Origin of the sequence: Parabacteroides sp. An277 (genome assembly GCF_002159645.1) — a bacterium.
Taxonomy (GTDB): domain Bacteria; phylum Bacteroidota; class Bacteroidia; order Bacteroidales; family Tannerellaceae; genus Parabacteroides.
On record NZ_NFJB01000027.1, the window covers coordinates 22,408 to 34,885 of the forward strand.

The following is a 12,478-nucleotide window of genomic DNA, read 5'->3' on the forward strand; positions in this document are numbered from 1 at the left end:
CAATGTTTATAGAGTCAATAATATTACATAATTACAGAGCATACAAGGGGCATAACAAAACCTCTTTTAAGCAGGATGCCAAGAATATCTTTCTTGTCGCCGGCAACAATGGTTTTGGTAAAACTACATTTCTCACATCCCTCGTATGGTGTCTATATGGAAAATTAATGGTCGATGTTGATGAAAAGTTTAGACGCGATATCAATGATGCTCAAGGATATAAGAACTATGCCCGCCAAAGCTTGCATAAAGAGTTAGCAAGTGTTGTAAATACATATGAAGCAAGCCCTGAAGTGCGAAAACGGATTATAAAGCACGGTTATTCTTCGGAAAGCGAATATATTAAGAATGATGCGCAGTATTATGTTGAGATAAGTATTTCGGATATATTTATTCCATCTATCCCTTGTCGTACAATTACAATTCGACGAACCTATGACTACTTCTTAGATACTGAATTCGTTGAGGTGTTAATTGATGGACAGGTAAATGAATTAGCAAAAGACGTTGGCTACGACATCTTTATCAATGACTTTATTCTTTCAAAGGATATTGCAAAGTTCTTCTTCTTTGATGCTGAAAAGATTGTAAACCTTGCAGAAGTAAAATCAATTGATGAAAAACGTCGATTGAGTACGGCTTATAGCGAGGTTTTAGGTATAAAGAAGTATGAAGACATCAAGAGAAATCTTGAGAATCTTCGTCTCAAATTCCGAAAGAGTGCAGGCTCTACAGCAAGTAAAGCTAAATTGGATAGGCTTCAAGCTGGAGTTGATAATTTGGAGGCGCAAATTAGAACAAAAGAAGAGGAACGAGAAAGAGTTGATAATCAGATTCAGCAGTATAGAGCAGAGGCAGTTCAGTTGCAAGAGCGACTTATTCGTGAAGGTAATGCTATTAGTGTAGAGGACCTCAAGAAACAAAAAGAGTTGCTTATTGCATTGAAAGAGAAGGACTCTAAATTAAAGAGTCAATTACGCGAGATGTTAGATGTTGCTCCATTTGCTATTTCTGGTAAATTGTTCACAGACCTAATGACGCAGGTTATTGCCGAGAAGAAAATTAAAACGACTGTTGCCAGTCGTGCTGCCATAAATGCTGCCCTTCAATTAACACAGACTCAAATTACAGAAGGAGTATCTGAACTTAAGCTTACAGAACTTCAAAAGCAAGCTGTTGAGAGGATTATCGCAGACGCCTTTGCAAATAATATCGTTGAAACATCAGTGGAAGATGCGGCAGCTATTAAGGTGTTAGTTGACTTTAATGATAGTGAATCAAATGAGTTTCAGGCTTTGTTTGACAATATCAGATACTCTTTCAACACCTTATTCAAGCAGCTAGTAAAAGATATAAAGAACAATGCTCTATTCATGGCAAAAACTCAGCGAAAGATTGTCGAGGCAGAGTATGATGATGGAAATGCCGATATCAAGGAGATACGAATGCGTAAAGCAGAAGTTGATGAGTTATTGGTTCAGTTAGATATCCAAACCCGCCATCTCTCGGAGCAAATAGGAACATTGAACAAGGATATTAAAGTCCTAAAAAAACAGTTGTCAGAAGTTGCGAAACATGTTCGCGTTGATAAGGCTGATAAAGAGAAGGATTTAATAGCGGAGCGACTTATCAGTGAGTTAACGACATTCTTGTTTGAGTTAAGAGCTAAGCGCAAGTTTTCTCTTGAGAAGAAGATTATGGCTGGCATAGATGTGTTGATGCACAAGGCGGATTTTATACACAGTGTGCGTATTGACCTACAAAATGATATTATTGAGATAGAGCTTTTGGATAAGGCCGGAGAGATTATTAGTAAGGAGAAATTATCAAAGGGAGAGCAGCAGTTGTATGCAACGGCTATTCTTAACGCTTTGGTTGAAGAGTCTGGAATAGAATTCCCTGTATTTATTGATAGTCCTCTACAAAAATTTGATAGTATTCACTCACGAAATGTTATCACAAAGTTCTATCCGAGTGTGTCGAAGCAGGTAGTTATTTTCCCATTACTTGGAAAAGAGTTGTCGGAGGATGAGTACAATGTACTATTACCTAATGTTAATGAAGTTTATATAATCGAAAATGAGAATGGATGTTCTTCATTTAAAAAGATTACTCCAAATAAATTGTTTGAAACACTATCATAGTTATGTTTACATCGATAAAAACATCAAAGATTAATAAGGATATTGTTACAGACTTAAGTCGTAAATTTAACTTGGGCGCAGAGAATATTATTGCGCGTATAGCTTTGACTTATTCCTTATCAAAAGATCGTAAATTATCATTATCAGACATTGCTGATTCACAAGGTAAGGAGTATAGTAAGAATGTTTTATTTGGAAGCAATTTGCCTTACTATATAGGCCTTATATGCGTAAAGTACGGTTTATATAAGACAGATAAAGATATTCCTAAATATATTAAGTTGCATATTGATGATGGATTGCAACTAATGAATAAGGAGTTGAGAGATAATCCAAACTTGAATGGATATGATTATTTGATTGATAAAATAACTTATGGATTAGAAGATATCTTATGTTGAAAGATGTGAAATTTAAACATAGTTATTCTTCTGGATATGATGAGCCAAAAGAATTCTTTACTGAAGCACTAATTGAAAGCTCAGCTTTTGATTTAGGCTTGGGATTCTTTTCATCTAGTGGAATAAGAAGCCTTGCATATGGTTTTGCCCTGTTCATAGCGAATGGAGGCAAAATGCGTGTTATCATAAACCATATATTAAGCAAGGAAGATAAACAGGCTATCGAAAATGGACAAAAACATTTGATTGAGGACTTCGAGTGCCGTGTTCTATCTGATATAGATAAGTTAACAAAGACACTTTCCAAAGAAGATGAACATTTCTTTCGCTGTTTGTCATATTTGATTTCTATTAACAGAATTGAATTTATCGCGACTATCTCAACTAAAGGTGGATTAGGTCATGACAAGTATGGGGTATTTACAGATGAAAAAGGCTGCAAGGTGGCATTTATTGGATCTGCGAACTTCTCACAATCAGCATTAGAATTAAATGGTGAGACAATCACTGTATTTACATCTCCAGATGACAATAAAAGAATAGCAGAATATCAAACATTATTTGATAGATCATGGGAAAATGATACTCCCCATTTGCTCCATATACCAATTGACAATGTTAAAACCATAATTTGTGAAAAGTTCCCCAAAATAGCTATTGAAGAACTTTTAGACAATAGCGTAAATTTGCGAACTGATAATTCGTATAGTAATACTTATATCAAACCACTATCTCAAAGGCTTTTAGATAAGATTGAATTAAAAGAACAGGAACCCCGTTTCCCATTCCCAGAAGAAAGATCAATCCAAATTAATGCATATAATGCTTGGATTAACAATGGGAAAAAAGGTGTTTTTGCTATGGCAACAGGTTCTGGCAAGACAGTTACAGCTCTCAATTGTTTGAGAAAGCAATATAAAGAGAATGGTTATTATAAAGCAATAATTGTCGTACCCACTCAAGCATTAGCAGTTCAATGGGAAAAAGAGGCAAAAGCTTTTAACTTCCAAAATATTATATCCACACATACGGATAAAGATTGGAAGAACACTTTGAGTCGATATACAACAAGAAGTTTATTAGATCAATCAAAGAGTATTATTATCATAACGACATATGCGACATTTAACCGCAAGGATATACAACAGTTTATTAATAAGGTTAAGGGACTAGAAACCTTTATGTATGTAGCTGACGAAGCACACAATATAGGTTCTCCAAGTTCATTAAAACATTTACCCCATAATATACAGTGGCGTATAGGCTTGTCCGCAACACCTGAACGTATATATGATGATATAGGCTCTGAAAAATTATATGAGTTCTTCAATTCTAGACCACCAGAGTATACATATAGATATACAATGAAACAAGCAATAGAAGAAAACATATTATGCCATTATGATTATTACCCCATATTCGTTGAGTTAACAGACTCTGAAATGGAAGAGTATGAATATATCTCAACTCAGTTAAGGAAGTTTATAGATCCTGATACAGGAAAATATCGACCCGAAGCCGAGAAATTATTGCTGAAGCGTAAAAGAATTATACATAAGGCTGGAAATAAGAAAGTAGCGATTTCTAATTTACTAGAAGACCTAAAACAAAAGCGTAAACTTGATTATACTTTTGTTTTTGTGCCTGAGGGATATGAGCCTGATTACTCCGAAAGAGATTCGTATAACATTGATCAAGAAGATATTCATATAATAGACGAGTATGCACAGATGTTTAAGGATCAAGGGTACAGTTATCATAAATACATTAGTGGACTTGATGATGCTCCAAGCATATTGAAAAGTTTCGCAGAAGGAGATATTCAAATTTTGCTTTCAATGAAGTGTTTGGATGAAGGTGTTGATATTCCACGTGCGGAACATGCGATATTCTGTTCAAGTACAGGTAATCCTCGTCAATTTGTTCAACGTCGTGGACGCGTACTAAGAAAAAGTAAAGGAAAAGATAAGGCGAAAATATGGGATTTGATTGTTACGCCACCAAATGTGATGAATGATTCTATCGGTATAGAACGCAATATGTTCATTAGTGAAGTTAAACGTATTGTAAACTTTGCTGCCCTCGCTGACAATCAAATAGATATTTTGTATGGAGATTTAAAAAATTACTGTGAGGCTTTGAGAATAGATTTATTTGAGATGCTTGAAGAAGAAAATAATAACTATAAATAATAATACTATGGCTATACAAGACGAAATGTATAAGGCAATAGAGAAAGAAATTAATCAAACAGTTGAATCTGGTGCTGAAAAAGTTACTGTGAACTTTGAAAAAGCAAAAGAAGTTGCCAAAATGCTGACAGAACTATCAACAAGTGTTGGAGATGCAGATGCATTAACAAATCAGTATATTGCCAATATTAAGAATATATGTAACTCATAATACGAAAAGTTATGATTATCAGAAATATTACTATCGAAAATTTTCAATCATACTATGAGAGTCAAACAATAGAGTTTTCTAAAGGCTTGAATCTAATCATAGGTAATGGAGGAAAAGGTAAGTCCAAACTGTTCAATGCCTTTTACTGGGTATTGTTCGGTAAAATATATATCACGGGTATCGGTTGGTGTACTACAGATAACTTGCCTCAGTCTGCCAAATTTGCAATGCAACGTTATGAGTTCATTAATAAAAGAGCTCTATTCAAAGCACAAATTAACGATAAAATTAGAGCCTCAGTACAAATTGAAATTGAGGACGATAAGGATAATGATTATATAATAGAGCGCTCTGTCAGTGCATTAAGACTTGAAGGAGAAGAATGGGACTCTAATGATGCTTGGCAAGTAGGAGGTAATATGCTGAAGGTTTCTTTTGATTCCACCACAGGAACAAAAGTGCTTAATGATTTATTAGCTGAAGATAAAATTAATGAGTTATTCCCAGATGGTATTAGAAACTATATATGGTTTCAAGGAGAGTCACTCGAAAGTCTTATAAACTTCAGAAATAAAGAAACATTAAAAGCTGCTGTTAAGCATATTTCATATTTTCCTTATTACGAAAAACTTTCTGAAATAATCAGCAAGTCTAAATTGAAGATTACAGGAATTGAAAGTCGTAAATTAAAAGAGGTTAATAAACATAATTCAAGCGTTAAGGGGTTATTATCAACCATTGACAACTTAAACTATAAGATTTCCAGAGAAGAAGAGAACAAAAAGCAACTTGAGACTCACATTGAGACTATTAAGATAGCTTTAGCAGATGGAGAAACAAAGATTTCTGGATTAGCGAGCTATTCAATGTTAGTAAAGAAATACAAGGATTGTGAAAACGAGATAAATAAATTATTGTCAGAAACGACTCGTATAGATGAGTTTCAAAGAGAGAAACTTCCTTCTTTGTGGGTCCTTCGTGGGATTGAACCAATGATTCAACAATGTAAAGAAATTATTGAAAAGCACAAGGAGGAAGAGTATACTGTTCCAGAAAAGAAATATCTAGATAATCCTAGTCGCTCAAAGTTAGAAGAGATACTTAAAGATAAGAAATGCTTTGTATGTGGCACTGAATTCTCTGAAGATGATGCCCCATACCACTACATCACCGAACGATTAAGATTACAGGAAGAGTACTTAAAAGAAATGGAAGAGTATACCAGCAATATGCAGCTTTCTAAACAGTTTAACATGTTTGTTGGTAAGATTCAAGATTATCCAGATTCATTACTGATTTCTTTGTCAAAAATTGACAAACAATGGAAAGATAGTGAAGATGAATTGGAAAGATATATGGCTCAGCGAAGAAGAAAGCAAGATGAAAAACGTAAATTGGATGAGCAAATAGAAGATATAAAGAAAAAGCATGGCGTAGATCCTGTAACCCAAGCAGAGACAGCCGGTATTATCAATTCTTCAATTCGAGCAAGCAGAAGTAATTTGGAAACTCTACAACGAAAGTTGGATGTTTCCAAGCAGACACTTAGTAATTACAGGAGTGAATTACGTATTGCTGAACGAGAATTGGAAAAATTAGGAGCAAAAGATACTACTGTTGCAAAAGTTCCAGAGACAGAATGGAAACACATTTCAACATTCCTAGAAGATATCTGCAAAAGAGTCCAGGAAAGTGCAAGAAAAGATTTGCTTCATAAAATTGAAGAAAGAGCAAATCTCTTTTATGCGAAGTTTACAGAGCATGATAACGGATACAAAGGTAATGTAAAAATAGGTGAAGACTACTCTATAGAATTTGATGCGGGTCTTAATACTAGCCATGAGGATAGAAAGAAGATGAGTATTATAAATGCTTTACTATCGTTGAATCAAGAGGCTATGGGCATTTATTATCCATTTATAAGTGATGCTCCAACATCTAGTTTCGATTTGGAAACGACTCATAAATATCTGCTTGGTATTAAAGATATATTTGGTCAATCCATTGTGCTAACTAAAGATGTGGATTTGGAAAGTGATAAATATATTGATTTGCAGAATCAAAGTAATGTGTCGAGAATTTACAATTTAGAGAGCAAGATATATAGTGGAGATTCTAATCGTGGACAACACGAAGTTTCTACGCAAATAACAATCTTAAAATAAGGCAACATGGAAAATATATTTGAAATTAGATTTTCATTTGAACAATATGTTAAGGATAATGTAATCCTTAAATTCTCAAATAAGCAAGGTGGTGCCTATAATGTATTTTCTTATCATTGGCAATGTTTTGTTTGGGCTGCGGTTGTTGGTTTTATACACAATGAACGTAGACCTCTTCAGTCTCCTATTGCTGATCGCCCTTTTAGTTTGAATACAATGTGTAATGGTGGTGGTGAAAAAGATGCGGAGGCATTATTGTGTATGTGTATAGCCAAAGCTGGTTCACTTGACATTATGAAAGAGCCAACAAAAGCTATTGATTTAATAAATGAATATGCTAATGGTGGGTTTTATTATATAATGAAAATGATGCAAGATCAGCCAATTACTAATGATTTGGAATGGGTTAAGCAAGAAATATTTGGAAGATCATTATGAGCAAGAAGTATACCATATTAGAGGCTGCAAAGGAGGTGTTGTTATCTTTTGACAACCAACCTATGTCTGTAGCAGAAATTTATGCAAAGATTCTTGAACGATCTTTATATACATTTCGAGCCCAAGCCCCTGTATCTGTATTAAGAAGTGAACTTAGAAGTCATTCATTAGGTATAGATTTTCCAACTGCATCATCGAAGAAGTATTTCATATATGATGAATCTAGCAGAAAATTCCGTGTCAATGAGGAAAATAAAGAGCGAGTAAAGAATACTGCAAAGGAGATGGCTTCTCTACGGACTGTTCGAGAGTTATATCATGAGTATGTAGAAGCATTCCAGCAAAAGATCCTTCGTCAATTGAAGAGTCTCAATCCATACGAATTTGAGAAGTTCTGCATGAATCTTTTGGACGTCTATGGTTTCTCTGATTTATCAGTTACTCAAAAGAGTAAGGATGGAGGTATTGATGGATTTGGCAAATTAAAAATAGGGTTGGCGCATATGAGTGTAGCGTTCCAATGTAAAAGATGGAATGTTGGCTCTGTTGGGAGAAAAGAAATAGATGCGTTTAGAGGCGCCATTCAAGGGGAGTATGAACAAGGAATATTCTTCACTACATCGTCGTTTACCAAAGATGCTATGGGCTGCTCTATTAAACATGGGGCAGTACCTATAATTCTGATTGATGGCGAAATGATTGTAAAGTTTATGATTGAGAAACAATTTGGAATCGAACATGAAAATATGCCTATCTACATAAATGCACTAGATCAAGTATTATCATAAAAAATAATAATATTATGAATACCAATGTAATAGAAGGAAATCCAACGAAAAAATTCTTTATTGAGATGATAACTCGGGATATATCCATCGAAGATGCCATTGTTGATTTATTGGATAATTCGATTGATGGTGCAAATCGGATTAATTCCGCGATATACGATGGATTGTGGATTAAGTTAACAATAAATGATAAGGAGTTTTCCATAGAGGATAACTGTGGAGGTTTTTCTCTGGAGACAGCTAAAAAGTATGCTTTTAGATTTGGTCGGCCAGAGGATGCCCCCAAAATGCGAAATAATACAGTAGGCCGATTTGGAATCGGCATGAAACGTTCTCTATTTAAAATAGGTAAGCACTTCTCTGTTGAGTCGTTATGTGGTTCTGATCATTTTTTAGTAGATGTAAATGTTGAAGAATGGGAAAAGAAAACAAAGACTGTGACATTGCCAGGTGAAGATACTCCAACCATGATCGATGATTGGAGTTTCAATTATCACGAGCTTGATAGGGGCGGCGCTTTACAGAACGATGGAACCTTGATCAAGGTGACAAGCCTGAACCCCGAAGTTCAAGACCTTTTCTCTGACACTCGCTTTATTAGTGAGTTAGCGGAGGATATTCAGCGTTTATTAAATTTCAGCCTTTTGCGTGGACTCCAAATATATTTAAATGGCACAGCTTTAGAAGGTAAAAAGGTTGAGTTATTAATATCTGATGAATGTATGCCTTATTACGATGAAGGCGAAGTAAGAGATGTTAAATATAAAATCGTTGCAGGTTTGGGAGAAATAGGCGAGCCTAAAAAATCTGGATGGTATATATACTGCAATGATCGGCTTGTTGTAGAGGCAGATGAAACAACAATGACGGGCTGGGGACTTTCTTCGATTCCTAAATGGCACGTAAATCATGTGATGTTTAGAGGTATCCTATATTTGGATTCCCAAGAGACCATGAATCTCCCATTGACAACAACAAAAAAAGGCATTGATACAACTTCAGAGATATATAAGGCCATATTGCCGAGGATGAAAGATGCCATGATTAATATATTGGATTATCTGAAAAAGATATCATTAATGGGAGATCAAGCTAACAGCTATCGTCGTATGTTATGCGATACGACGGAGAGAGCCTCAGCCGTTGAGTTGAAGTCTCTATCTTTCGCTGTTAATGGAGAGCCTTTAGTGCATAAAAACTTCATATCTCCTCCGCTTGATGAAGATGTTATTGCACAAAAAAAGAATACAGTAAGAATAGCATATGATGTTAATAAGTCTAAGGCAAATGACGCAAAACATCATGCTGAAGCAAGTAGTTATAAAGAGCTTGGGAGTATAACATTTGATTATTATTTACGAATGGAGGACATCTAGTATGAAAAGTCCAACAGTTTTAAATTATGAAGTAAGACCCTGCAAATTTGTCGAGAGACGGATGTTACTATCTGTGCTCTCTCGCATTATACCATTATTTCAACAGGAGTATCAATATATTGGTTTTGGAGGATTGTCTTTTACAGATTTTAAGATGTTTCATCGAGAACTCCATATCAACCAAATGTTCAGTATAGAATACGGATATCCCAAGGAAAAATTAGAATTCAATAAACCGTATTCTTGTATACAGATCCACCCTGGTAGAAGTATTGATGAATTGAGTAAAATAGATCTAACGAAGCCAAGTATTATATGGCTTGATTATGATGGATGCTTAAATAGCGACATATTTGAAGATTTGGAAATTATTTTCAATCGAATTCCACATGGCAGCATATATTTAATGTCTTGCAATCGTCAAATGAGGAATGGAGACAATCAAGAATATACCAAAAGCGAACTTAAAGAGGTATTTGGGCCGCTTGTTCCATGGGATATAGAAGATAAATGCTGCGTAGATTCTAAAGCTCCGTATACAATTCGAAGAATGCTAGAACTCGATTGCATAAATACTATTAAGGATAGGAATAGGATGTTGGAACATAGGTTGAAATTTGAGCCTATCTTTAATATTACATATGAGGAATATAGAGGAGCCAGAATGTTTACATACGGAGGTGTTGTTTTGAATGAAAGTTTCAATGAAAAGTTATTGCATTTCGAAGAATTTGATTTTGTAGGGACACCAGATCCTTATAAAATAGAGATTCCTAATCTCACTTACAGAGAAGCAATGGCTTTAAATCAAGCATTAAATATTGAAGATGAAGAAACACTTTTAATCTCAAAGAAGATACTCAAAGAAGAAGACATTAGAAAATATAAGAAATGCTATAAGTACCTACCTAATTTCTATGATGTTAGAATTTAGTAAAAGGCTATGAATATGGAAAATATGGCATGGGAAATAAATAGTAGTTTCAGGGCATATAGAAGTAAGAACATTCTGAAAACAATAAAAAATAGAGAGACTGTTTCAAGGTCCTATTTGAAACAGCCTCTTTATTAAGAAGTCTACATTACACCTCCAGCTCCTTCAACGGCAATCCATAATTATATTGTCTGAAAAATCCTCTGTGGATAAGTTTCAGACCAAGAGTCTGATAATACTTGTAGTCATCATCCTCGGTACAGAGGTATTTGTAACCGTAACGTGGGGCGTACTCCTTGAAGAATCGGGCAAGGTCCTTCAGGTTTTCCTGCTGGTTTCGTTTGAAGTTGCTGCGTACAATGATGATGCTCCAGTCGGGGATACTGCCAACGCCGCAACTGTATTCCCAGAAACGGATATATAAATCCATTTCGCTTACATGGACAGAAACACAAATGCCGTTGGCGTTGTGCATAACGGAACAGCAGTTTCTGTAACCGAATCTCTCACACAAATAGAGATTGAAATCGTAAATAAAATCGGAATAGTTCATAATAATTTGAATTTTGATGGTTAATAAAAAAATGATTATAGACTGAAACCTCGCTTACGTTTCGGTTTCTTTTTCTTCTTTTTAAGCCGGTTGACCTGTATCGCTTCCTCCGTATCATAATCCGTAGGAGAGGGCGTGAACAATCCCACACTGATGCTAGAATGATTCTCCTGCTGGTATTCATGACGAGGTTCCTCGCGTATGGTTTCTGCCTGTGTCTGACGCTGGCTCACGGTAGCAGAAAGAGCGTTATATCTCAATTCCTGGTCGATGTTCAGGAAACTGAACTGGCGGTCAATCTTGGAACCGCTAAAGGTCAGTTGGTCACATGTGAACTTGACACCTTGCATCTCTCCGGTCGTGCGACTTTGCTTCCATTGCGTATCAATTCCATATCTCCGCAAGGCCAGTCTCAGCTCACTCCAGCTTCGGGCGTTCGGAACCTCTCGTTTTAAGGTATGATAGATAAAATACTTTACCTTGTCATGATGACGTAACCGCATGAAATTGACATGCTCTTTTCCTTCGGCAAAATGCAAACGGTAACGGGCTGTCAGCATCTTGCAGACCTTTTCGTTTCGATAACGGTCGTTCTTGTCGCTGATGGTGCGGCCGTCATTATCCACCCGGTTGTAAACGATGTGACAATGCGGATGGTCACGGTCGGTATGCCGGGCGATGATGAACTGCGTGTTCGCAATTCCCATCAGCTTCATATAGTCGTGGGCGATCCTCAACATCAGCCCATCATCGTCACGGACGCGGTCCCCGTCCTCTGCAGAGAAGCTCAATGATATATGGCCGACAGTGTTCTTGACCTTGTCATTCAGTAAAGTCTGCAACTTGAATTGCTCCGCTATTTCTTCAGGCGAACCATAGACACCAACCGCTTTCAGCAGGCGCGATTTATCTTCTTTCAGCACATAGTTTACGCACCCGGAAAACGATGTACCCTTGACAATTTTACCGATCATCCTTGAGCTGTTTTATGAGTTGTGAAATCTGTTGAACGGCGGTACTGCACTCATCGGCCACACGATAAAAACCGTAAGCATTGGCTCGTCTGGCAAGCTGGTTCAGATTTGTGCTTTCGCCAATCAGTTTTCGGATGATGTCAAGATTTTCTCTTGTAATCCGTTCGCGCACCGTACCGTGTTCGATGAGTGAACGCACTACTTCGCTTTGACTGCGTTTACTGCGTCGGCTGAGTGCTCTGAGCCAGCCGAATTGTTCGTCTGTAAGACGGATTGTAACTGTATTTTTCTTGTCCATAATA

Annotated in this window: 12 protein-coding genes; 9 read left to right on the forward strand and 3 right to left on the reverse strand. The window is 36.2% G+C overall.

What is annotated here, in order from left to right; all coding sequences use genetic code 11:
• Positions 1-2: 2 nt before the first annotated feature.
• The 9 genes from B5F77_RS11215 to B5F77_RS11255 are packed head-to-tail and all read left to right on the forward strand — an operon-like array spanning position 3 to position 10,649.
• On the forward strand, positions 3-2,144 hold the full coding sequence (locus B5F77_RS11215; protein ID WP_087330795.1) for an AAA family ATPase: 2,142 nt from the start codon (positions 3-5) through the stop codon (positions 2,142-2,144).
• A 2-nt stretch (positions 2,145-2,146) separates the two neighbouring features.
• Entirely contained in the window at positions 2,147-2,545 is a 399-nt protein-coding gene (locus B5F77_RS11220; protein WP_087251529.1) for a DndE family protein, read from the forward strand.
• Complete coding sequence (locus tag B5F77_RS11225) at positions 2,539-4,737, forward strand: DEAD/DEAH box helicase family protein (protein WP_087251530.1); 2,199 nt, start codon at positions 2,539-2,541, stop codon at positions 4,735-4,737. Before B5F77_RS11220 ends, B5F77_RS11225 begins: the two co-directional genes overlap by 7 nt.
• A gap of 7 nt (positions 4,738-4,744) precedes the next feature.
• Positions 4,745-4,948: a hypothetical protein gene (locus tag B5F77_RS11230; RefSeq protein WP_087251531.1), complete on the forward strand. Its 204-nt coding sequence runs from the start codon at positions 4,745-4,747 to the stop codon at positions 4,946-4,948.
• Between the two features lie 11 nt (positions 4,949-4,959).
• A complete protein-coding gene (locus tag B5F77_RS11235; RefSeq protein ID WP_087330797.1) occupies positions 4,960-7,113 on the forward strand; it encodes a DNA sulfur modification protein DndD in 2,154 nt (717 codons plus the stop codon).
• 6 nt (positions 7,114-7,119) lie between these two features.
• On the forward strand, positions 7,120-7,551 hold the full coding sequence (locus B5F77_RS11240) for a hypothetical protein (protein WP_015532021.1): 432 nt from the start codon (positions 7,120-7,122) through the stop codon (positions 7,549-7,551).
• Positions 7,548-8,339 carry a restriction endonuclease gene (locus B5F77_RS11245; RefSeq protein WP_015532022.1) on the forward strand — a complete coding sequence of 264 codons (792 nt, stop codon included), beginning with the start codon at positions 7,548-7,550 and terminating at the stop codon, positions 8,337-8,339. Before B5F77_RS11240 ends, B5F77_RS11245 begins: the two co-directional genes overlap by 4 nt.
• Positions 8,340-8,353: 14 nt before the next feature.
• Entirely contained in the window at positions 8,354-9,715 is a 1,362-nt protein-coding gene (locus tag B5F77_RS11250) for an ATP-binding protein (RefSeq protein WP_087330799.1), read from the forward strand.
• A gap of 1 nt (position 9,716) precedes the next feature.
• Positions 9,717-10,649 carry an O-methyltransferase gene (locus tag B5F77_RS11255; RefSeq protein ID WP_087330801.1) on the forward strand — a complete coding sequence of 311 codons (933 nt, stop codon included), beginning with the start codon at positions 9,717-9,719 and terminating at the stop codon, positions 10,647-10,649.
• A gap of 148 nt (positions 10,650-10,797) precedes the next feature.
• On the opposite strand, the gene B5F77_RS11260 is transcribed toward B5F77_RS11255, so the two are convergent.
• The 3 genes from B5F77_RS11260 to B5F77_RS11270 are packed head-to-tail and all read right to left on the reverse strand — an operon-like array spanning position 10,798 to position 12,474.
• Positions 10,798-11,202, reverse strand: a complete 405-nt coding sequence (locus B5F77_RS11260) for a hypothetical protein (protein WP_087330803.1) — start codon at positions 11,200-11,202, stop codon at positions 10,798-10,800.
• A gap of 35 nt (positions 11,203-11,237) precedes the next feature.
• Positions 11,238-12,176, reverse strand: coding sequence for a relaxase/mobilization nuclease domain-containing protein (locus tag B5F77_RS11265; protein WP_087330805.1), 939 nt, complete (start codon positions 12,174-12,176; stop codon positions 11,238-11,240).
• The gene (locus tag B5F77_RS11270) at positions 12,166-12,474 is read right to left on the reverse strand and encodes a MobC family plasmid mobilization relaxosome protein (protein WP_005646264.1); all 309 of its coding nucleotides are present in this window, start codon (positions 12,472-12,474) and stop codon (positions 12,166-12,168) included. The genes B5F77_RS11265 and B5F77_RS11270 overlap by 11 nt, the downstream gene beginning before the upstream one ends.
• Positions 12,475-12,478 lie beyond the last annotated feature (4 nt).

Bases quoted from the DNA above. Each gene is read 5' to 3' on its own strand.
- B5F77_RS11250 (WP_087330799.1), top strand. From the start codon at position 8,354: ATGAATACCAATGTAATAGAAGGAAATCCAACGAAAAAATTCTTTATT.
- B5F77_RS11235 (WP_087330797.1), top strand. From the start codon at position 4,960: ATGATTATCAGAAATATTACTATCGAAAATTTTCAATCATACTATGAG.
- B5F77_RS11225 (WP_087251530.1), top strand. From the start codon at position 2,539: ATGTTGAAAGATGTGAAATTTAAACATAGTTATTCTTCTGGATATGAT.
- B5F77_RS11260 (WP_087330803.1), bottom strand. From the start codon at position 11,202: ATGAACTATTCCGATTTTATTTACGATTTCAATCTCTATTTGTGTGAG.
- B5F77_RS11240 (WP_015532021.1), top strand. From the start codon at position 7,120: ATGGAAAATATATTTGAAATTAGATTTTCATTTGAACAATATGTTAAG.
- B5F77_RS11245 (WP_015532022.1), top strand. From the start codon at position 7,548: ATGAGCAAGAAGTATACCATATTAGAGGCTGCAAAGGAGGTGTTGTTA.
- B5F77_RS11220 (WP_087251529.1), top strand. From the start codon at position 2,147: ATGTTTACATCGATAAAAACATCAAAGATTAATAAGGATATTGTTACA.
- B5F77_RS11215 (WP_087330795.1), top strand. From the start codon at position 3: ATGTTTATAGAGTCAATAATATTACATAATTACAGAGCATACAAGGGG.
- B5F77_RS11255 (WP_087330801.1), top strand. From the start codon at position 9,717: ATGAAAAGTCCAACAGTTTTAAATTATGAAGTAAGACCCTGCAAATTT.
- B5F77_RS11230 (WP_087251531.1), top strand. From the start codon at position 4,745: ATGGCTATACAAGACGAAATGTATAAGGCAATAGAGAAAGAAATTAAT.
- B5F77_RS11270 (WP_005646264.1), bottom strand. From the start codon at position 12,474: ATGGACAAGAAAAATACAGTTACAATCCGTCTTACAGACGAACAATTC.
- B5F77_RS11265 (WP_087330805.1), bottom strand. From the start codon at position 12,176: ATGATCGGTAAAATTGTCAAGGGTACATCGTTTTCCGGGTGCGTAAAC.